This window comes from Mesorhizobium sp. M1307 (assembly GCF_040318155.1).
Taxonomy (GTDB): Bacteria; Pseudomonadota; Alphaproteobacteria; order Rhizobiales; family Rhizobiaceae; genus Mesorhizobium.
This window is the reverse complement of the sequence record NZ_JAMYLR010000001.1, coordinates 320,259-340,199: the sequence shown is the minus strand read 5'-3', so window position 1 is coordinate 340,199 and position 19,941 is coordinate 320,259. Positions and strand designations below refer to the sequence as shown.

Here is a 19,941-nt window from a genome sequence, read left to right as displayed (position 1 = left end):
GGTGCGCGACGCTTCAATCGATCAATCGGGGACATCGCAATGACGGCCATCATCGACATTGTCGGGCGTGAAATCCTGGACAGCCGCGGAAATCCGACCGTCGAGGTCGACGTCGTGCTTGAAGACGGCTCGATGGGTCGCGCCGCGGTGCCGTCCGGCGCCTCGACCGGCGCGCATGAGGCGGTCGAACTGCGCGATGGCGGCCCCCGCTATCTCGGCAAGGGCGTGCTCACGGCGGTCGAGGCGGTGAACGGCGAGCTGTTCGAGGCGATCGGCGGCATGGAGGCAGAGAATCAGATCCATATCGACCAGACCATGATCGAGCTCGATGGTACGCCCAACAAGAGCCGGCTCGGCGCCAATGCCATCCTCGGCGTGTCGCTGGCTGTGGCCAAGGCCGCAGCCGAAGCGGCCGACCTGCCGCTCTATCGTTATGTCGGCGGCACCAAGGCCCATGTGCTGCCGGTGCCTATGATGAACATCATCAATGGCGGCGCGCATGCCGACAACCCGATCGATTTCCAGGAATTCATGATCCTGCCGATCGGCGCGCCGACGCTGCGCGACGGCGTGCGCTGGGGCTCGGAGATCTTTCATACGCTGCGAAAGAAGCTGAAGGACGCCGGCCATAACACCAATGTCGGCGACGAGGGCGGCTTTGCCCCCAACCTGAAGAGCGCGCCGGCCGCGCTCGACTTCATCATGGAATCGATCGAGCAGGCTGGCTTCAAGCCCGGCGAGGAGGTTGCCCTAGGCCTCGACTGCGCGGCGACCGAATTCTTCAAGGATGGCAACTACGTCTATGAAGGCGAGAGGAAAACCCGCGACCCGAAGGCGCAGGCCAGATATCTGGCCAAACTCGCTGCCGACTACCCGATCATCACCATTGAGGACGGCCTGGCCGAGGATGATTGGGACGGTTGGAAAATGCTGACTGATCTCATCGGCAAGCAAACGCAGTTGGTTGGCGACGATCTGTTCGTCACCAACACGGCGCGGCTGCGCGACGGCATCCGCATGGGTGTCGCCAATTCGATCCTGGTCAAGGTCAACCAGATCGGCTCGCTTACCGAAACGCTCGACGCCGTCGAGACCGCGCACAAGGCCGGCTATACCGCGGTGATGTCGCACCGCTCGGGCGAGACCGAGGATTCGACCATCGCCGACCTCGCCGTTGCCACCAATTGCGGGCAGATCAAGACGGGCTCGCTGTCGCGCTCGGATCGCATGGCCAAGTACAACCAGCTCATCCGCATTGAGGAGGAGCTCGGCAAGCAGGCGCGATATGCCGGCAAGTCGATCGTGAAAATCTGATTTCGAGAGAAAAACCGTGGCGACGAGGGCGGGGACATTCCCGCCCTTTTTTTGCTTCCAGGCTCTGAATCCAACAGGCTGTAACCGTCCATTAAGCACAATCGGGCGACAAAGGCGGCGTAGAGGATTCGGACCATGTGGACACGCCAGCACAAGCAAAGAAACACCGGCCGGCTGATCATCCCCTCGCTCTGCGTGGTGTTCCTGACTTATTTCGGTTTCCATGCCTATCATGGCGAGTTCGGCATCTATTCCAAGTATCAGCTCGAAGCTGAGACTGCCGAATTGCAGGGCAGGCTCGATGCCGTCAGGGCGCGCCGGATCGATCTCGAGCGCCGCGTTCAGCTGATGCATGAGGGCACGCTGGAGAAGGACATGCTGGACGAGCAGGCGCGCAAGGCGCTTAATCTGTCCCACGCCGACGAGATCACCATCATGCTGCCGGTCGCAAGATAACCTGATCTCAGTTAATCAGCGATATTTGCAATGATTTTAATTGCTTAGATGCATGACAGCCATGCGTTTTCGGCATGGCGAAAGCCTTCCCTGCATGTTAGCCTGTCTCAAATCGGTGGGAGAACTGATCTCCCTCGCTGTCCGCCAAGAGACGCCAACAGGGAGTGATGCATGGCCACCGCCACCAGAAAAGCGCCTGCCAAATCCAAATCAGACGGCAAGATGCCGGGCCTTTCCACCCCGAAGCCTGTTGAATTCACCAAAGACCAGGAGCTTGCCGCCTACCGGCACATGCTGCTCATCCGCCGCTTCGAGGAAAAGGCCGGCCAGCTTTACGGCATGGGCTTCATCGGCGGTTTCTGCCACCTCTACATCGGCCAGGAAGCGGTCGTTACCGGCATGAAGATGGCGCTGATCGACGGCGACCAGATGATCACCGCCTATCGCGACCATGGTCATATGCTGGCCATGGAGTTGTCACCGCGCGGCGTCATGGCCGAACTGACCGGGCGCCGTAGCGGCCTGTCGAGAGGCAAGGGCGGCTCCATGCACATGTTCTCCAAGGAGAAGCATTTTTACGGCGGCCACGGCATCGTCGGCGCGCAAGTGTCGCTCGGCACCGGCATTGCCTTCGCCAACCGCTATCGCGGCAACAACAATGTGACGCTGACCTATTTCGGCGATGGCGCGGCGAACCAGGGCCAGGTCTACGAAAGCTTCAACATGGCCTCGCTGTGGAAGCTTCCGGTGATCTACATTATCGAGAACAACCGCTACGCCATGGGCACCTCGGTCTCGCGCTCGTCGGCCGAGACGGATTTCTCGCACCGCGGCGCGTCCTTCAAGATTCCAGGCATCCAGGTCGACGGCATGGATGTGCGCGCTGTAAAGGCAGCCGGCGACCTCGCCGCCGAATGGTGCCGCGCCGGCAACGGGCCGCTCATTCTCGAAATGCAGACCTATCGTTACCGCGGCCATTCGATGTCGGATCCGGCAAAATACCGCTCCAAGGAAGAAGTGCAGAAAATGCGCTCCGAACGTGACCCGATCGAGCAGGTCAAAGCGCGGCTGCTCGACAAGAAATGGGCAAGCGAGGACGAGCTCAAGGCCATCGACAAGGAAGTCCGCGACGTTGTCGCCGACGCCGCAGAATTTGCCCAGAACGACGCGGAGCCGGATCTGTCCGAGCTCTGGACCGACATCGTACTTTAACGAGAGGGCAAGGACATGCCGATCGAAATTCTCATGCCCGCCCTCTCGCCGACCATGGAAGAGGGTAACGTTTCCAAGTGGTTGAAGAAAGAGGGCGACAAGGTTGCGGCCGGTGACGCCATTGCCGAGATCGAGACCGACAAGGCAACGATGGAAGTCGAAGCCGTGGACGACGGCACGCTTGCCAAGATCGTGGTTCCTGCCGGCACCGAGGGTGTCAAGGTCAACACACTGATCGCTGTGCTGGCCGTCGATGGCGAAGACATCGACGAGGCAGGCGAAGGTATCGGCGAGGAGGCTATTGAGTCGCAAGCGGAAGCGCCCGCGGCGGCTCCGCCGCCCGCGGCTGCTCCGGCCAAGAACGAAGCGGCAGCACCTGTTGCCGCCTCGCCCAAGCTGGAAATTGCCGCCGATCCGGACATCCCGGCCGGCACCGAAATGGTCTCGACCACAGTGCGTGAAGCCTTGCGCGACGCAATGGCGGAGGAAATGCGCCGCGACGGCGACGTCTTCGTCATGGGCGAGGAAGTCGCCGAGTACCAGGGCGCCTACAAGATCACACAGGGCCTGTTGCAGGAATTCGGTCCGAGACGCGTGGTCGACACGCCGATCACCGAGCACGGCTTTGCCGGCGTTGGTGTTGGCGCGGCGATGGCCGGCCTGAAGCCGATCGTCGAATTCATGACCTTCAACTTCGCCATGCAGGCGATCGACCAGATCATCAATTCAGCCGCCAAGACGCTCTACATGTCCGGCGGCCAGATGGGCGCCCCGATCGTCTTTCGCGGTCCGAACGGCGCTGCTGCCCGCGTCGCCGCGCAGCATTCGCAGTGCTATGCCGCCTGGTACAGCCATATTCCTGGATTGAAGGTGGTGATGCCTTATACCGCCGCCGACGCCAAGGGTCTGCTCAAGGCGGCGATCCGCGATCCGAACCCGGTCATCTTCCTCGAAAACGAAATCCTTTACGGCCACTCCTTCGACGTGCCGAAGATGGACGATTTCGTGTTGCCGATCGGCAAGGCGCGCATTCACAAATCCGGCAAGGACGTGACCATCGTCTCGTTCGGCATCGGCATGACCTACGCGCTCAAGGCGGAGGCGGAGTTGCGCGGCATGGGCATCGATGCCGAGATCATCGACTTGCGCACCATCCGCCCGCTCGACTTCGACACGATCATCGCCTCGGTCAAAAAGACCAATCGCCTCGTGGTGGTCGAGGAAGGCTTTCCGCAGAACTCGGTCGGCGACCATATCGCCAATCAGGTCTCGCAGCGCGCCTTCGATTTCCTCGATGCACCGGTCATTACAATTGCCGGCAAGGACGTGCCGATGCCCTATGCGGCGAACCTCGAAAAGCTGGCGCTGCCCAATGTCGGCGAGGTCGTCGAGGCGGTCAAAGCCGTCACGTATCGCTGAGCAGGGCGGGAGGACAAAATGCCGATCAACATCACCATGCCGGCGCTGTCGCCCACAATGGAAGAGGGCAATCTTTCCAAGTGGCTGGTCAAGGAAGGCGATAAGGTTTCGCCCGGCGACGTGATTGCCGAGATCGAGACCGACAAGGCGACGATGGAAGTCGAAGCCGTCGACGAGGGCACGGTCGCCAAGCTGGTGGTTCCGGCCGGCACAGAAGGCGTCAAGGTCAATGCGCTGATCGCGGTGCTGGCTGCCGAGGGCGAGGATGCGGCGGCCGCCGCGAAAAGCGGTGACGGCGCTGCGCCGGCTAAGGCTGAGGCGAAGCAGGAAAAAGCACCAATCTCCCCACCCGTGGGGGAGATGTCGACGAAGTCGACAGAGGGGGGCGCTGTCCCTGCTGCCGCAGGGAGCGAGGCGCCCCCCTCTGGCCTGCCGGCCATCTCCCCCACACGGGGGGAGATCAGCCAATCCGCAAGCGGTGAGCGCATCTTCGTGTCGCCGCTGGCCCGGCGCATCGCCAGGGAAGCCGGCGTCGATGTCGCGGCGCTGACAGGCTCCGGCCCCCGCGGCCGCGTAGTAAAGGCCGATGTCGATGCCGCAATTTCCAGTGGCGGCGCCAAGGCGGCACCAGCAGCAAAAGCGGCGCCCGCCGGCGCTCCGGCACCTGCGGCCGCAGCACCCAAGGCGATGTCGGACGAGCAGGTGCTCAAACTGTTTGCCGAAGGCTCCTACGAGCTGATCCCGCACGACAATATGCGCAAGACCATCGCGAGGCGGCTGGTCGAAGCCAAGACCACCATCCCGCATTTCTATCTGACGCTCGACTGCGAGCTCGACGCACTTCTGGCCCTGCGCACGCAGATCAATGCGGCCGCGCCGGTGAAGAAGACCGAGAAGGGCGAAACGCCGGCCTACAAGCTGTCGGTCAACGACATGGTCATCAAGGCTCTTGCCATGGCGCTGATGGCGGTTCCGGATGCCAATGCGTCGTGGACAGAAAACGCCATGATCAAGCACAAGCACGCCGATGTCGGCGTTGCCGTATCGATCCCCGGCGGCCTGATCACCCCGATCGTCCGGCGTGCTGACGAAAAGACGATGTCCGTCATCTCCAACGAGATGAAGGATCTTGCCGGCCGCGCCCGCAGCCGCAAACTGAAGCCGGAAGAATATCAGGGCGGCACCACGGCGGTGTCCAATCTCGGCATGTTCGGCATCAAGGATTTTTCTGCCGTCATCAACCCGCCGCATGCGACGATCCTGGCGGTCGGCGCCGGCGAGCAACGCGCGGTGGTCAAGAACGGCGAGATCAAGATCGCCACGATCATGTCGGTGACGTTGTCGACCGATCACCGCGCCGTCGACGGTGCGCTCGGCGCCGAGCTGCTCGTCGCCTTCAAACGCATGGTCGAAAACCCGATGGGCATGCTGGTTTAAGAGAGGGGAACAGGGCGGTGCGGAAATTCTTCACCAGCCTTTTTGCCTTCTTTCTTTCCGGTTTGGCGGGCGGATTGGTGGCGCAGTGGCTCGCCGTCGCCACCAATGCCGACGTAGAGTACATCCTTGTATTCATGATCTCGGCTCTCGTCACCGTCCTCGTGACGGTCGCGTTCTTCATCGCACAATTCATGTCAGACCCACGACGGGCAACAAAGCTGACGGCGACCATAGGGGTAGCGTTTTTTGTGCTCGTTGGCGTTTCCCTGATCGGCTGGACTTTCTCCCAGCCCCCAGGCAAGAGCCAGTGGTCGGGCGATCTTCCCATAGTCGCCGGTCTCGTCCTGCCGGGCATCGCTACGGTGCTGGTCCACTGGCTTTTCGTGCGCTGGCGATTGGCGCGCTCGCAACCAGGTTTCGGCGGGGCAGGCACATGAAGACGGTCCTCTGCTACGGCGATTCGCTTACCTGGGGCTATGACGCGGCAAACCTCGGCCGGCATCCGCTGGAAGATCGCTGGCCGAGCGTGCTGCAGGCGGCATTGGGCAGCGGCGTCGAGGTCATCGCCGAAGGCCTGAATGGCCGAACCACCGCCTTTGACGATCACTTGGCCGGAGCGGACCGCAATGGCGCAAGGCTGTTGCCAACCATCCTGACGACGCATGCGCCGATCGACTTGATCGTCATCATGCTCGGCGCCAACGATATGAAGCCGTGGATTCACGGTAATCCGGTCGCGGCCAAACAAGGCATGCAACGCCTGATCGACATCGTGCGCGGTCATGATTACCCGTTCGATTGGCCGGCGCCGCAGATCCTGATCGTGGCGCCGCCCGTAGTCAGCCGCACGGAAAACGCCGAGTTCAAGGAAATGTTCGCCGGCGGCGATGACGCGTCAAAGCGGCTGGCGCCGCAATATTCCGCCCTTGCCGACGAGGCCGGCTGCGGCTTCTTCGATGCCGGCACGGTGGCCAAAACCACGCCGCTCGACGGCGTCCACCTGGACGCGGAAAACACGCGGAACGTCGGGCAAGCGCTGGCGCCGCTCGTGCGCGTGATGCTGGAGCTATAGATGGCCAAACACTATCTAGGTGGATCGAGTATTATCAGAGCACACCCAATCGGTTACGGTGGGCGTGGATCTCGGCTTAAGATTCAATACCGGAAAAAAGGACGCGCTTATACTCCGTCGAAGTGGAGTCGCGGAGAACTAGAGTTGAGAAGAGCTGGAGTTCAAATTGACAAATTTGTGAGAGACTTATTGAAAAATCCAACTCTTGTTGAAGCCGTCGAATGCTACCCTCGATTTACTGGAGAGCAGCGAAAATACCTAAGGGATTATTTGATTGAGCATCTCCTAGGAGCGCCACGAAAAGCGCTACGAAAGACGACGCTGTCATATGCATTAGACTTGCTGTTCACCGATCACAAATGGAAAGAGCTAACGTGAGTAACTCTGAATCCTACGACGTCATCATCATCGGCTCCGGCCCCGGCGGCTATGTCACTGCAGTGCGTTCGGCCCAGCTTGGCTTCAAGACGGCGATCGTCGAGCGCGAGCACTTGGGCGGCATCTGCCTCAACTGGGGCTGCATTCCGACCAAAGCGCTGCTGCGCTCCGCCGAGATCATGCACTATTCGGATCATCTGAAGGACTACGGCCTGAAGATCGATGGCAAGGTCGGCGTCGACACAGCCGCCGTCGTCGATCGCTCGCGAAAGGTCTCGCTGCGGCTCAACGGCGGCGTCGGCTTCCTGATGAAGAAGAACAAGGTCGACGTCATCTGGGGCGAAGCCAAGCTGACCAAACCTGGCGAGATCGTCGTGTCGAAATCGTCGAAGAAGCCGATGGAGCCGCAGCCGCCGGCGCCCAAGGGCGTCAAGGGCGAGGGCACCTATAGCGCCAAGCACATCATCCTGGCGACCGGCGCCAGGCCGCGCGCGCTGCCCGGCATCGAGCCTGACGGCAAGTTGATCTGGACCTATTTCGAGGCGATGGTGCCGAAAGAGATGCCGAAATCGCTGCTGGTGATGGGCTCGGGCGCCATCGGCATCGAGTTCGCCTCGTTCTACCGCACCATGGGCGCCGAGGTGACGGTGGTCGAACTGCTGCCGGCTGTGATGCCGGTCGAGGACGCCGAGGTCTCGAAATTCGCCCAGAAGCAGTTCGAGAAGCAGGGCATGAAGATCATCCTAGAAGCCAAGGTGACCAAGGTCGAGAAGGGCACTAACTCGGTCACCGCGCATGTCGAGATGAAGGACGGCAAGGTCGAGAAGATCACCGCCGATCGCATGATCTCGGCCGTCGGCGTACAAGGCAATATCGAGAACCTCGGCCTCGAGACGCTCGGCGTGAAGACGGACCGCGGTTGCGTCGTCGTCGACGGCTACGGCAAGACCAATGTGCCGGGCGTCTACGCCATCGGCGACGTTGCCGGACCGCCGATGCTCGCCCACAAGGCCGAGCATGAGGGCGTGGTCTGTGTGGAAAAGATCGCCAATTTCCCCGGCGTGCATGCCATCGACAAGCTGAAGATCCCGGGCTGCACCTATTGCAATCCGCAAGTCGCCTCGGTCGGACTGACGGAAGCCAAAGCGAAAACCGATGGCAAGGACATCCGCGTCGGCCGTTTTCAGTTCGCGGCAAACGGCAAGGCGATTGCGCTCGGCGAGGACCAAGGCTTCGTCAAGACCATTTTCGACAAGAAGACCGGCCAGTTGCTGGGTGCCCACATGGTTGGCGCAGAAGTAACCGAACTGATCCAGGGCTTCGTCGTGGCGATGAATCTGGAGACCACCGAGGAAGAGCTGATGCACACGATCTTCCCGCACCCGACGCTGTCGGAGATGATGAAGGAGAGTGTACTCGACGCCTATGGCCGCGCACTGAATGCATGATAAATTAGTGGGGCGAGTCTCACACGGAAGACACAAAGGAACTCGACGGCAGAGCAATTCGTTTCGCAGGCATGATCCATCATACAAGGAGAGGGCATATGGAAATGAACGGCGTGGGCTGGGTTGCAGCCATCATCATCGGCGGCCTGGCGGGATGGCTCGCCGAGATGGTCATGAAGAGCAATACCGGCATCCTCATGAACATCGTTCTCGGCATTGTCGGCGCAATCGTGTTGAACGCCATCTTGCAGACCCTGAACATCGGCATCTTCGGCGTCGGCTGGATAGCCTATCTGATCACCGGCTTCATCGGTGCCTGCATTCTGATTGCGGTCGGACGACTGGTGCGCCGCTAACCTCTGTCGGCACTTGCTATGCGAAAAAGGCCACCGCGGCATGCGTGATCGCGGCCTTTTTCTTTTCGCCGAAAAGTCCTAGATGACGTGGGTAGAGCGAGGGCTGGACAAGCGCTTGCCAATGAGCCGGGTTTCACATGGTCACCGTCCTCGACACGATTGCCAATGCGCCGCGCCTGCGGCATCCCGAAAAGGCGCACAAGCCGGATCAGGACGTACTGCGCAAGCCTGACTGGATCCGCGTCAAGGCGCCGATGTCGAAAGGCTATGCCGAGACGCGCGAAATCGTGAAGTCTCACAAACTGGTGACGGTTTGCGAAGAGGCGGGTTGCCCCAATATCGGCGAGTGCTGGGAGAAGAAGCACGCCACCTTCATGATCATGGGCGAGATCTGCACGCGGGCCTGCGCCTTTTGCAATGTCGCCACCGGCATCCCGACCGCACTCGATCCCGACGAGCCGGCGCGTGTCGCGCATGCGGTCAAGCAAATGGGCTTGAGCCATGTCGTCATCACCTCCGTCGATCGCGACGATCTCGCCGATGGCGGGGCCCAGCATTTTGCCGATGTCATCCGTGCGATCAGGGCAGCAACCCCGTCGACGACGATCGAAATCCTGACGCCCGATTTCCTGCGCAAGGACGGTGCGCTGGAGATCGTCGTGGCGGCAAAGCCGGATGTTTTCAACCATAATCTCGAGACCGTTCCGTCGAACTATCTGACTGTTCGGCCGGGTGCGCGCTATTTCCACTCGATCAGGCTCTTGCAGCGGGTCAAGGAACTCGACCCCTCGATCTTCACCAAGTCCGGCATCATGGTCGGCCTTGGCGAGGAGCGGAACGAAATCCTGCAGCTGATGGACGATTTGCGTTCGGCCAATGTCGACTTCATGACCATCGGCCAATATCTGCAGCCGTCGAAGAAGCACCATCCGGTGATCCGCTTCGTCACGCCGGAGGAATTCAAGTCCTTTGAGACGATCGGCAGGACCAAGGGCTTCCTGCTGGTGGCGTCGAGCCCGCTGACGCGCTCGTCGCACCACGCCGGGGACGACTTTGCCAGGTTGCGCGCGGCGCGCGAAGCGTTTCTCAGGAAGTCCGCCTAACCCACTGGTTTCATGCCACAATTCGAAGCCCATCGCCGCGTTGCGCATACGCCGGAACAGATGTTCGCTCTGGTTGCCGATATCGAATCCTATCCGCAATTCCTGCCGCTTTGCGAGGCACTTACGGTTCGTTCGCGCAAGGAACGCAACGGACGCACCCTGCTCATCGCCGACATGAGCATCGGCTACAAGGCGATCCGCGAGACTTTCACCACGCAGGTGCTGCTGAAGCCTGACGAGAACGCCATCGACGTCAAATATATCGACGGCCCGTTCAAATATCTCAGCAATGTCTGGCGCTTCGACCCGGCGGACGGCGGCGGTTGCAACGTCTGTTTCTTTATCGACTACGAGTTCAAGAGCCGCATTCTGGGTGCGCTCATGGGAACCATGTTCGACCGCGCCTTCCGCATGTTCTCCGAGGCGTTCGAGAAACGTGCCGAAATCATCTACGGCGCGCCATCGGCAGCCTGATCCGCGGCGAGCGCGCGTAGACCCAGTTCAAGCGCATGTCGGACCGTCTCCCGGCGGATGAAATCACGGCCCTTGTCGGCGAACAGCTGGCATTCGCTGACTACCGGCCGGCCAGCCACGGCAACGCCGAACCAGACCAGGCCGACAGGTTTTTCCGCAGAGCCGCCGTCCGGACCGGCGATGCCGGTCACCGCCAGGGCGAGCCCGGCCGGCGAATGGGCCAGGGCACCGGCCGCCATCTCCACCGCAGTCTCGCGCGAGACCGCGCCGTGCGCCTCGAGCGTAGCGGCCGAGACGCCGAGCATCTCGGTCTTGGCCTGGTTGGAATAGGTGATGAAGCCGCGATCGACCACCGCGGAAGAGCCGGCGATGTCGGTCAGCGCGGCGATGATCATGCCGCCGGTGCAGCTCTCCGCCGTCGCCAGCATGATGCCGCGCTGCTGGCAGGCCTGAAGCAGGGCATCTGCGAGATCGCTATTGCTCACTCGGGGACATCCCCTGGAAACACAACGCTGGCGGTCGCGATGGCCGCTATGCCTTCCTCACGGCCGACGAAGCCGAGCTTCTCATTGGTTGTCGCCTTGATCGAGATGCGGTCGCGCGAAATTCGCAGCATTGCAGAAAGCGTTTCGGTCATGGCCTCGCGATGCGGGCCAACGCGCGGGGCCTCGCAGATCAGGGTGATGTCGGCGTTGGCGATGCGCCCGCCGCGCGCGCGCACCAGCTTCACCGCGTGTTCGACGAAGATGCGTGAAGCGGCCCCTTTCCACTGCGGGTCGGAGGGCGGGAAATGCGTGCCGATGTCACCGGCGCCGCAGGTGGCCAGCAGGGCGTCGGTCAAGGCATGGAGACCGACATCGGCATCCGAATGGCCGGATAACTTCCTGTCGTGTGGAATGGCGACGCCGCACAGGGTGACATGGTCGCCGGGCTCGAACGCATGCACGTCATAGCCATTGCCGGTTCGGATGTCGGGAAAACGTGGGGCGCTGGAAAGCCGCTGATCCGCCATCGCAATATCCCTTGCCCAGGTTAGTTTGACATTGTCCGGCGAGCCGGGAACGATCTTCACCGGAATATGCGCCCATTCGGCGATTGCCGCATCGTCGGTGAAATCCGCCTTGCCCAGATGATGAGCCTTTTCGTGCGCGGCCAGGATCGGCCAGAACGGAAAGCCTTGTGGTGTCTGTGCGGCATGGAGCCCGGCCCTGGACACTGTTTCGCCGATCATGCCTTCGGCCGTTTCGCGCTTCAGCGTATCGGCAACGGGCAAAGCAGGCAGCGCTCCCTGGCGCTCTTCAATGGCGGCGATCGTACGGTCTATCAGTTCCGCATCGACAAACGGCCGAGCCGCATCATGGATCAGCACCCGGCCCGGCGCATGGCTTCTCAACGCCAGCAGTCCAAGGCGGACGGACTCCTGCCGTGACGTACCGCCAGTCACCGCGACGACACGGTCGGCGTTCGCGCCGGCGGCGCGGCGGAAAAGCGCGTCGTCTTCGGCATGTATAGCAACGACGACAGCTCCAATTTTCGGATGCGTCAGAAAGGCGTCGAGCGTGCGTGCGATAACGGCGCCGCCGCCAATCTGCTGGTACTGCTTCGGCCCATTGGCCTGTCCGGCGCGCGCGCCGCGGCCGGCGGCAACGATGACCACCGCGACCTTGTCGTCCGCAGCTTGCTTTTCGCTCACATCTCTCATGCCGAGACGCTTAGCGCATGATCCCGAAAAGTGGTATCGCTTTCGGAAGACCTAGGATTGATGCTATCCGGCGAACCTTTTTTCCCAAATGCGCCTTAATGTCACGACATTGCGCGTTGCACATTGCCGTCGTTCTGGCTAGAGAATGTGCAGCAACCGAAGGTGCTTGGTTTTTGTGCATGCCTGATGTGACCAAATTGGCTTCGCCGCTGGGTGTGGGTGGCGTGAGAATCCGCAACCGCGTGTTTCTCGCGCCGATGTCGGGCATCACCGACGAGCCGTTCCGGCAGCGCGCCCATGCCCATGGCGCCGGGCTGGTCGTGTCGGAAATGGTGGCGAGCGGTGAGCTTGCAAAGGGCAGGGCTGGCTCGGGCCTGCGCATCCGTCATTCCGGGCTGCCTGTCCACATGGTCCAGCTTGCCGGCCGCGAGGCGATGCACATGGCCGAGGGCGCGCGAATCGCGGTCGGCGAAGGCGCCGACATCATCGACATCAACATGGGCTGTCCGGCCAAAAAGGTGACGGGCGGCTATGCCGGTTCGGCACTGATGCGAGACCTCGACCACGCGCTGTCGCTGATCGAAGCGGTAGTCGGCGCGGTCGACGTGCCGGTCACGGTCAAAATGCGGCTCGGCTGGGACGAAGGCGCGCTCAACGCGCCGATGCTGGCGCGACGCGCCGAGCAGGCCGGGGTGATGATGGTGACGGTGCATGGCCGCACACGTTGCCAGTTCTATCAGGGCACGGCCGACTGGCGTGCCATCGCACGCGTCAAGCAGGCCGTCTCGATCCCTGTGGTTGCCAATGGCGATGTCGGCTCGCCGGCAGAGGCTGCGTCGATCCTTGACCAATCCGGCGCCGACGCGGTGATGATCGGCCGTGCGCACTATGGCGCGCCGTGGACCGCCGGCAGCATTGTAGCGGCCGCGCTGGCCGAGCCGGTATCCGGCATGCCGGAAAGCCCGCAAGCGCTGACCGATTACGTCATTGCCCATTACGAAGACATGCTGACGCTCTATGGCGTGGAAAGCGGATTGCGCCAGGCGCGCAAGCATCTCGGCTGGTATCTCGACCGCCACGCCGCCACAAGCGACGACCGGCGCAAGGCCATACTCACGTCTTTCGAGCCTGGGCGTGTCATTGCCTTGCTGCGCGACGTATTTTCAAGCGCTCCCGAAGCGGCGAACCTGCGGAGTGCGGCATGAACGCCACCGTCACACAGAGCACGGATATGGCGGACGCCGCGCATATTGTGCTCAACACCATTCGTCGGCCGGTGATCATGGTCGATCCGCAAGGCTTCATCACCTTCGCCAATGCCGATGCCGAGGATTTTTTCCGGTCGAGCGCCACGATGCTCGCGCGCAATACGCTGCACAAGCTCATTCCTTTCGGCAGTCCGCTGCTGACGCTTGTCGACCAGGTGCGCGAGCGCCGGGCGCCAGTCAACGAATACCGGGTGGACGTGTCGTCGCCGCGGCTCGGCATCGAGAAGGTGGTCGATCTCTACGTCGCGCCTGTGACGGAATTTCCAGGCTCCGTCGTGGTGATGTTCCAGGAACGCTCAATGGCCGACAAGATCGACCGGCAGATGACGCATCGCGGTGCGGCGCGCTCGGTCACCGGCCTTGCCGCGATGCTTGCCCATGAGATCAAGAACCCGCTGTCCGGCATTCGTGGTGCGGCGCAGTTGCTAGAGCTGTCGGCGTCCGACGAGGATCGCGCACTGACCAGGCTGATCACCGACGAGACCGACCGCATTGTCTCGCTGGTCGACCGCATGGAGGTGTTTTCCGACGAGCGGCCGATCGACCGCTACCCTGTCAACATCCATGTCGTGCTCGACCATGTCAAGGCAATCGCCAAGAACGGTTTTGCCAAGCGGATCAAGATATTGGAGGATTATGATCCATCATTGCCTCCGGTTTTTGCCAATCGCGACCAGCTCATCCAGGTGTTTCTCAATCTGGTAAAAAATGCCGCCGAGGCGATCGGCAGCGATCCGCAGGGCGAGATCATGCTGTCGACCGCCTTCCGTCCGGGCATCCGTGTTTCCGTACCCGGAACGCAGGACCGCGTGTCGCTGCCATTGGAATTCTGCGTGCGTGACAACGGTTCGGGTGTTTCCGAGGATATCCTGCCGATCCTGTTCGATCCCTTCATCACCACTAAGCCGAACGGCTCCGGTCTCGGTCTGGCGCTGGTCGCAAAGATCGTCGGCGAGCATGGCGGCATCATTGAATGCGAATCGACGCCGCGCGGGACCACCTTCCGCATCCTGATGCCGGCGTGGAAAGAAACCCAGTTTGGCACCGACGACGACGTTGAAGGAGACCGCAAATGACCGTTCGCGGCAATATTCTCGTCGCTGACGACGATGCGGCCATCCGCACTGTCCTCAACCAGGCGCTTTCGCGCGTCGGCCACGACGTGCGCGTCACCTCCAATGCCTCGACGCTGTGGCGCTGGGTGGCGGCGGGCGAGGGCGATCTGGTCATCACCGACGTTGTCATGCCTGACGAGAACGCCTTCGACATGCTGCCGCGCATCAAGAAGGCGCGACCGGAACTGCCGGTCATCGTCATGAGTGCGCAGAACACGTTCATGACAGCAATTCGTGCCTCCGAAACCGGGGCCTACGAGTATCTGCCAAAACCGTTCGACCTGACCGAGCTGCTCAACATCGTCAACCGCGCTCTTTCCGAGCCGCGGCGGCCGAAGATCGATACGCGGGCCGACGAGCCGCCGGAGACGATGCCGCTGGTCGGCCGCTCGGCGGCCATGCAGGACATCTACCGCATGCTGGCCCGCATGATGCAGACCGACCTGACGGTCATGATCAGCGGAGAGTCGGGTACCGGCAAGGAACTGGTGGCGCGCGCGCTGCATGAATACGGCCGCCGCCGAGGCGGTCCCTTCGTCGCCATCAACATGGCGGCGATCCCGCGCGACCTGATCGAATCGGAACTATTCGGGCACGAGAAGGGCGCCTTTACCGGCGCGCAGAACCGCTCCACTGGCCGTTTCGAGCAGGCCGAAGGCGGCACGCTGTTCCTCGACGAGATCGGCGACATGCCGATGGAAGCGCAGACGCGGCTTCTGCGTGTGTTGCAGCAGGGCGAATACACCACGGTCGGCGGTCGCACGCCGATCAAGACCGACGTGCGCATCGTCGCTGCCACCAACAAGGACCTGCGCACACTGATCAATCAGGGGCTTTTCCGCGAGGACCTGTTCTACCGCTTGAACGTTGTGCCGCTCAGGCTGCCGGCGCTGCGCGAGCGATCGGAGGACATTCCGGACCTCGTCCGGCACTTCTTCAAGCTCGGCGCCAGTGAGGGCCTGCAGACCAAGCGCATTTCCACCGGCGGCATCGAGCTGATGAAGCGCTACCCATGGCCGGGCAACGTGCGCGAACTCGAAAACCTCATCCGCAGGCTGGCCGCACTGTATTCGCAGGACGAGATTTCCGCCGAGATCATCGAGGCGGAGTTGAAGACCGGTGAAAGGCCTGTCGTTCCAGGTGGCGGCAACCTCATTCCCGACGACCTTTCCATCGGCCAGGCGGTGGAGCATTTCCTGCAACGCTATTTTGCCTCGTTTGCCGGCGACTTGCCCCCGGCCGGGCTATATCAGCGAATCCTCTCCGAGGTCGAATACCCGCTGGTCCTCGCCTCGATGACCGCAACGCGCGGTAACCAGATCAAGGCTGCGGAATTGCTGGGGCTCAACCGCAACACGCTGCGCAAAAAGATTCGCGAACTCGGCGTCAACGTCTACAAATCGTCCAGGCAGGTCTAGACGAATCCCTTTTCGAGCGCTTTCCCGGGGGATCGATTGCCGAAAGATTTCCGTCTCGGCCACACTTGTTGCATAATCGCCACAATGCGTTGCATACATCCGACGCAATCACTGGCTCTAGACGGCGACATGGCCCTGCACGCACCGACACTGAGCAAATCGCTTTTCAGCAATACGGGCGCGCGAGACGGTCGCCGGCTGCTTGCGCTGCCGGGCGTGGTCGCCATTGCCGGCGCGCTGGTGACGGCGGCGATCTCCTTCGCCATTCTCGTTGGCGCCACGCCGATCAAGCCCGACGCAAGGACGACGCTGGCGCTGATTGCGCTTAATGCGGCGTTCGTCCTGTTTCTGATCTTGCTGGTCGGCCGCGAGGTGCATCGCATCCTGATGGCACGACGGCATGGCAAGGCTGCGTCGCGCCTGCATGTGCGCATAGTGGCGATGTTTGCGCTAGTCGCCGCCATCCCCGCGATCATGGTGGCGATCATCGCGTCGATCACGCTCGACATCGGCCTCGACCGCTGGTTCGAGATCCGCACCAAGACGATCGTCAATTCGTCATTGTCGATCGCTGACGCCTATGTGCAGGAAAACGCGCGAAATCTTCAGGGCACGACGTTGTCGATGGCTTACGACCTCGACGCTTCGCGCACGCTTTACGGCCTCGATCGTACCGGTTTTCTCGACCTCATGAACAAGGAGGCGGTGGGACGTTCGCTGGCGCACGCAGCACTCATCAAGCCCGATGGTTCCTTCGTTATGAGCGCCAAGACCGACGCGGACTTTGCCATGCCGGAGCCGCCTGAGGGCGCCGTGGCAAGCGCTGCCGACGGCAAGCCGGTGCTGATAGAACCGCGCACCCGCAACATCATGGGTGCCATCGTCAAGCTGCGCGAGATCGACGGCCTCTATCTCTACACCATTCGCCTCGTCGATCCCGAGGTGATAAAGGCGCGGCAGATCGTCAAATCCAACACCGCCGAATATCGCGGTCTCGAAGACAATCGCCGCACCTCGCAAGTGGCTTTCGCGCTTCCCTATCTGTCGCTGACGCTGATCATCATCCTGTCCGCCATCTGGACCGGCATTGCGGTGGCCGACCGCCTGGTGCGGCCGATTCGTCAGCTCATCGGCGCGGCCGACGAGGTCGCTACCGGCAATCTCGACGTGGCCGTGCCTGTCCGCCCCTCCGACGGTGACGTCGCCTCGCTCGGCGACACCTTCAACAAGATGCTGATGGAGCTGAAATCGCAGCGCAACGAGATCCTGTCGGCCAAGGATTTGATCGACGAGCGGCGGCGCTTTTCGGAGGCGGTGCTTGCCGGCGTCACCGCCGGGGTCATCGGCGTCGATCCATATGGCATCGTCACCATCGTCAACCGTTCGGCCGAAACGATGCTGGCCATATCCGCCACGGCAGCGCTTGGGCAGAACCTTTCCGCCGTGCTGCCGCATGTCGGCCGCGTCTTCGAGATCGGCCGCAAATCGGGCAAGCCGGTCTATCGCGAACAGGTCACCTTCTATCGTGCCGGCACCGAACGGACCTTCAACGTGCAGATCACGATCGAAGCCGGCGACGACGGTTCGGAGGATAAATCCTACGTCGTGACAGTCGACGACATTACCGATCTGGTCCAGGCACAGCGTTCCTCTGCATGGGCCGACGTGGCGCGGCGCATCGCCCACGAGATCAAGAACCCGTTGACGCCGATCCAGCTTTCGGCCGAGCGCATCAAGCGCCGTTACGGCAAGGTCATCACCGAGGACCGTGAGGTTTTCGATCAATGCACCGACACCATCATCCGGCAAGTGGAGGACATCGGCCGCATGGTCGACGAGTTCTCGGCGTTCGCCCGCATGCCGAAACCGGAAATGAAGGCAATCGATCTGCGCGATTCGTTGCGCGAGGCCTCGTTCCTGGTCGAAGTGAGCCGCGCCGACATCACCTTCGAGCGCGTCTTCGGCAATGAGCCGCTCAAAGGCACGTTCGACAGCCGCCTGATGGCGCAGGCGTTCGGCAACGTCATCAAGAATGCTGCCGAGGCCATCGACGGACTTGATGCAGAGGATCGTCCGCACGGCATAATCCGGATTCAAGCCGGGCGTCAGAATGGCGCGATTCGAATCGACGTCATCGACAACGGCAGGGGCTTGCCGCGCGAAAACCGGCAGCGCTTGCTCGAGCCTTACATGACGACACGCGAGAAAGGCACCGGGCTTGGCCTCGCTATCGTCAAGAAGATCGTGGAGGACCATGGCGGGCGACTCGAATTGCACGATGCACCAGCGGACTTCCACGATGGGCGGGGCGCAATGATCAGCATCATCCTGCCGGTTGCCGCCACCGTTCCGATACGCGGCGAGGGCAAGACGGAACACGAAAAAGAAACTGAAAAGGTCGGTAATGGCGTCTGATATTCTCATCGTCGATGACGAGGAAGACATCCGCGAACTCGTCGCCGGTATCCTGAGCGACGAAGGTCACGAAACACGCACGGCGTTTGACGCCGACAGCGCGCTTGCGGCGGTTGCCGACCGGGCACCCAGGCTGATTTTCCTCGACATCTGGCTGCAGGGCTCGCGGCTCGATGGCCTTGTCTTGCTTGACGAGATCAAGACGATGCACCCGAACCTGCCGGTGGTGATGATCTCGGGCCACGGCAATATCGAAACGGCAGTCTCGGCCATCCGCCGCGGCGCCTATGATTTCATCGAAAAGCCATTCAAGGCCGACAGGCTGATCCTCATTGCCGAACGGGCGCTCGAAACCTCCAAATTGAGACGCGAGGTTTCGGATCTCAAGCTGCGCAGCGGCGAGACTTTCGACCTCATCGGCATGTCATCGGCAATGAGCCAATTGCGCCAGACCATCGAGCGCGTCGCGCCGACCAACAGCCGCGTCATGATTATCGGCCCCTCCGGCTCGGGCAAGGAACTGGCGGCGCGCGCCATCCACGCGCTCTCTGCGCGCAAGAGTGCACCGTTTGTGACGCTGAGCGCCGCCAACATCACGCCTGAGCGTATGGAGATCGAGTTGTTCGGCACCGAATCGAACGGCGTCGAACGCAAGGTCGGCGCGCTGGAGGAAGCCCATCGCGGCATTCTCTACATCGATGAAGTGGCCGACATGCCGCGCGAGACGCAAAACAAGATCCTGCGCGTGCTGGTCGAACAGCAGTTCGAGCGGGTAGGGGGCACCAAGCGGGTCAAGGTCGACGTGCGCATCATCTCGTCGACCTCGCAGAACCTGGAAGCCATGATCGCCGACGGCCGTTTCCGCGAGGACCTTTATCATCGCCTGGCCGTGGTTCCGGTCATGGTGCCGGGACTGGCCGAGCGTCGCGAGGACATTCCTTATCTGGTCGACAATTTCATGAAGCAGATCGCTCGCCAGGCCGGCATCAAGCCGCGCCGCATCGGCGACGACGCGCTGGCGGTGCTGCAGGCGCATAACTGGCCGGGCAACGTTCGCCAGTTGCGCAACAATGTCGAGCGGCTGATGATCCTGGCGCGCGGCGACGATGTCGATGCGCCGATCACCGCCGATCTCCTGCCTGCCGAGATCGGCGACGTCATGCCGCGCACTCCAAACAAATCCGATCAGCACATAATGGCGCTGCCGCTGCGGGAAGCGCGCGAACAATTCGAGAAGGACTATCTGATCGCCCAGATCAACCGTTTTGGCGGCAATATCTCGAAGACGGCAGAGTTTATCGGCATGGAACGCTCTGCATTGCACCGCAAGCTGAAGTCGCTGGGCGTCTGACAG

Annotated in this window: 18 protein-coding genes; 16 read left to right on the top strand and 2 right to left on the bottom strand. The window is 61.8% G+C overall.

What is annotated here, in order from left to right:
• Positions 1–39 precede the first annotated feature (39 nt).
• From eno to NKH16_RS01595, 11 genes are all read left to right on the top strand, one after another.
• Positions 40–1,314, top strand: coding sequence for a phosphopyruvate hydratase (gene eno, locus NKH16_RS01645; RefSeq protein ID WP_352747263.1), 1,275 nt, complete (start codon positions 40–42; stop codon positions 1,312–1,314).
• A 135-nt stretch (positions 1,315–1,449) separates the two neighbouring features.
• Positions 1,450–1,770: an FtsB family cell division protein gene (locus tag NKH16_RS01640; protein ID WP_023675088.1), complete on the top strand. Its 321-nt coding sequence runs from the start codon at positions 1,450–1,452 to the stop codon at positions 1,768–1,770.
• Between the two features lie 222 nt (positions 1,771–1,992).
• Positions 1,993–2,982 (top strand): pyruvate dehydrogenase (acetyl-transferring) E1 component subunit alpha, encoded by a 990-nt coding sequence (gene pdhA, locus NKH16_RS01635; RefSeq protein ID WP_352448968.1) that lies wholly within the window; start codon positions 1,993–1,995, stop codon positions 2,980–2,982.
• Between the two features lie 15 nt (positions 2,983–2,997).
• Positions 2,998–4,401 (top strand): pyruvate dehydrogenase complex E1 component subunit beta, encoded by a 1,404-nt coding sequence (locus tag NKH16_RS01630; RefSeq protein WP_352448944.1) that lies wholly within the window; start codon positions 2,998–3,000, stop codon positions 4,399–4,401.
• A gap of 18 nt (positions 4,402–4,419) precedes the next feature.
• Positions 4,420–5,838 carry a pyruvate dehydrogenase complex dihydrolipoamide acetyltransferase gene (locus tag NKH16_RS01625; protein ID WP_352747261.1) on the top strand — a complete coding sequence of 473 codons (1,419 nt, stop codon included), beginning with the start codon at positions 4,420–4,422 and terminating at the stop codon, positions 5,836–5,838.
• Between the two features lie 17 nt (positions 5,839–5,855).
• Positions 5,856–6,275: a hypothetical protein gene (locus tag NKH16_RS01620; protein ID WP_352747258.1), complete on the top strand. Its 420-nt coding sequence runs from the start codon at positions 5,856–5,858 to the stop codon at positions 6,273–6,275.
• Complete coding sequence (locus tag NKH16_RS01615) at positions 6,272–6,910, top strand: SGNH/GDSL hydrolase family protein (protein ID WP_352747255.1); 639 nt, start codon at positions 6,272–6,274, stop codon at positions 6,908–6,910. Before NKH16_RS01620 ends, NKH16_RS01615 begins: the two co-directional genes overlap by 4 nt.
• Before the next feature lie 374 nt (positions 6,911–7,284).
• Entirely contained in the window at positions 7,285–8,736 is a 1,452-nt protein-coding gene (gene lpdA / locus NKH16_RS01610; RefSeq protein ID WP_352747252.1) for a dihydrolipoyl dehydrogenase, read from the top strand.
• Between the two features lie 98 nt (positions 8,737–8,834).
• Positions 8,835–9,092: a GlsB/YeaQ/YmgE family stress response membrane protein gene (locus tag NKH16_RS01605; RefSeq protein ID WP_352747251.1), complete on the top strand. Its 258-nt coding sequence runs from the start codon at positions 8,835–8,837 to the stop codon at positions 9,090–9,092.
• 137 nt (positions 9,093–9,229) lie between these two features.
• Positions 9,230–10,195 carry a lipoyl synthase gene (gene lipA, locus NKH16_RS01600; RefSeq protein WP_352457494.1) on the top strand — a complete coding sequence of 322 codons (966 nt, stop codon included), beginning with the start codon at positions 9,230–9,232 and terminating at the stop codon, positions 10,193–10,195.
• 12 nt (positions 10,196–10,207) lie between these two features.
• Positions 10,208–10,669, top strand: coding sequence for a type II toxin-antitoxin system RatA family toxin (locus tag NKH16_RS01595; protein WP_352457493.1), 462 nt, complete (start codon positions 10,208–10,210; stop codon positions 10,667–10,669).
• On the opposite strand, the gene NKH16_RS01590 is transcribed toward NKH16_RS01595, so the two are convergent.
• Both NKH16_RS01590 and NKH16_RS01585 read right to left on the bottom strand, forming a co-directional pair.
• Positions 10,645–11,154: a CinA family protein gene (locus tag NKH16_RS01590; protein WP_352507412.1), complete on the bottom strand. Its 510-nt coding sequence runs from the start codon at positions 11,152–11,154 to the stop codon at positions 10,645–10,647. The two genes, NKH16_RS01595 and NKH16_RS01590, sit on opposite strands and share 25 nt — an antisense overlap.
• Complete coding sequence (locus NKH16_RS01585; protein ID WP_352747249.1) at positions 11,151–12,371, bottom strand: bifunctional 2-C-methyl-D-erythritol 4-phosphate cytidylyltransferase/2-C-methyl-D-erythritol 2,4-cyclodiphosphate synthase; 1,221 nt, start codon at positions 12,369–12,371, stop codon at positions 11,151–11,153. The genes NKH16_RS01590 and NKH16_RS01585 overlap by 4 nt, the downstream gene beginning before the upstream one ends.
• Positions 12,372–12,550: 179 nt before the next feature.
• Between NKH16_RS01585 and dusB the strand changes: the two genes are divergently transcribed.
• The 5 genes from dusB to ntrX all read left to right on the top strand — a co-directional run bounded on the left by dusB (position 12,551) and on the right by ntrX (position 19,938).
• Positions 12,551–13,576, top strand: a complete 1,026-nt coding sequence (dusB, locus tag NKH16_RS01580; RefSeq protein WP_352747247.1) for a tRNA dihydrouridine synthase DusB — start codon at positions 12,551–12,553, stop codon at positions 13,574–13,576.
• Positions 13,573–14,715 (top strand): two-component system sensor histidine kinase NtrB, encoded by a 1,143-nt coding sequence (locus tag NKH16_RS01575; protein WP_352747246.1) that lies wholly within the window; start codon positions 13,573–13,575, stop codon positions 14,713–14,715. Before dusB ends, NKH16_RS01575 begins: the two co-directional genes overlap by 4 nt.
• Positions 14,712–16,172, top strand: a complete 1,461-nt coding sequence (ntrC, locus tag NKH16_RS01570) for a nitrogen regulation protein NR(I) (RefSeq protein ID WP_023675074.1) — start codon at positions 14,712–14,714, stop codon at positions 16,170–16,172. Before NKH16_RS01575 ends, ntrC begins: the two co-directional genes overlap by 4 nt.
• Before the next feature lie 129 nt (positions 16,173–16,301).
• Positions 16,302–18,587: a sensor histidine kinase NtrY-like gene (locus NKH16_RS01565; RefSeq protein ID WP_352821634.1), complete on the top strand. Its 2,286-nt coding sequence runs from the start codon at positions 16,302–16,304 to the stop codon at positions 18,585–18,587.
• Positions 18,577–19,938, top strand: coding sequence for a nitrogen assimilation response regulator NtrX (ntrX, locus tag NKH16_RS01560; protein ID WP_352615761.1), 1,362 nt, complete (start codon positions 18,577–18,579; stop codon positions 19,936–19,938). The genes NKH16_RS01565 and ntrX overlap by 11 nt, the downstream gene beginning before the upstream one ends.
• Positions 19,939–19,941: the final 3 nt, after the last annotated feature.

What these genes read in the sequence shown, in the direction of transcription:
- NKH16_RS01640 (WP_023675088.1), top strand. Translation starts at nt 1,450, where the DNA reads ATGTGGACACGCCAGCACAAGCAAAGAAACACCGGCCGGCTGATCATC.
- NKH16_RS01585 (WP_352747249.1), bottom strand. Translation starts at nt 12,371, where the DNA reads ATGAGAGATGTGAGCGAAAAGCAAGCTGCGGACGACAAGGTCGCGGTG.
- pdhA (WP_352448968.1), top strand. Translation starts at nt 1,993, where the DNA reads ATGCCGGGCCTTTCCACCCCGAAGCCTGTTGAATTCACCAAAGACCAG.
- NKH16_RS01630 (WP_352448944.1), top strand. Translation starts at nt 2,998, where the DNA reads ATGCCGATCGAAATTCTCATGCCCGCCCTCTCGCCGACCATGGAAGAG.
- lipA (WP_352457494.1), top strand. Translation starts at nt 9,230, where the DNA reads ATGGTCACCGTCCTCGACACGATTGCCAATGCGCCGCGCCTGCGGCAT.
- NKH16_RS01615 (WP_352747255.1), top strand. Translation starts at nt 6,272, where the DNA reads ATGAAGACGGTCCTCTGCTACGGCGATTCGCTTACCTGGGGCTATGAC.
- eno (WP_352747263.1), top strand. Translation starts at nt 40, where the DNA reads ATGACGGCCATCATCGACATTGTCGGGCGTGAAATCCTGGACAGCCGC.
- ntrC (WP_023675074.1), top strand. Translation starts at nt 14,712, where the DNA reads ATGACCGTTCGCGGCAATATTCTCGTCGCTGACGACGATGCGGCCATC.
- NKH16_RS01605 (WP_352747251.1), top strand. Translation starts at nt 8,835, where the DNA reads ATGGAAATGAACGGCGTGGGCTGGGTTGCAGCCATCATCATCGGCGGC.
- NKH16_RS01595 (WP_352457493.1), top strand. Translation starts at nt 10,208, where the DNA reads ATGCCACAATTCGAAGCCCATCGCCGCGTTGCGCATACGCCGGAACAG.
- NKH16_RS01575 (WP_352747246.1), top strand. Translation starts at nt 13,573, where the DNA reads ATGAACGCCACCGTCACACAGAGCACGGATATGGCGGACGCCGCGCAT.
- NKH16_RS01625 (WP_352747261.1), top strand. Translation starts at nt 4,420, where the DNA reads ATGCCGATCAACATCACCATGCCGGCGCTGTCGCCCACAATGGAAGAG.
- ntrX (WP_352615761.1), top strand. Translation starts at nt 18,577, where the DNA reads ATGGCGTCTGATATTCTCATCGTCGATGACGAGGAAGACATCCGCGAA.
- dusB (WP_352747247.1), top strand. Translation starts at nt 12,551, where the DNA reads ATGCCTGATGTGACCAAATTGGCTTCGCCGCTGGGTGTGGGTGGCGTG.
- NKH16_RS01565 (WP_352821634.1), top strand. Translation starts at nt 16,302, where the DNA reads ATGGCCCTGCACGCACCGACACTGAGCAAATCGCTTTTCAGCAATACG.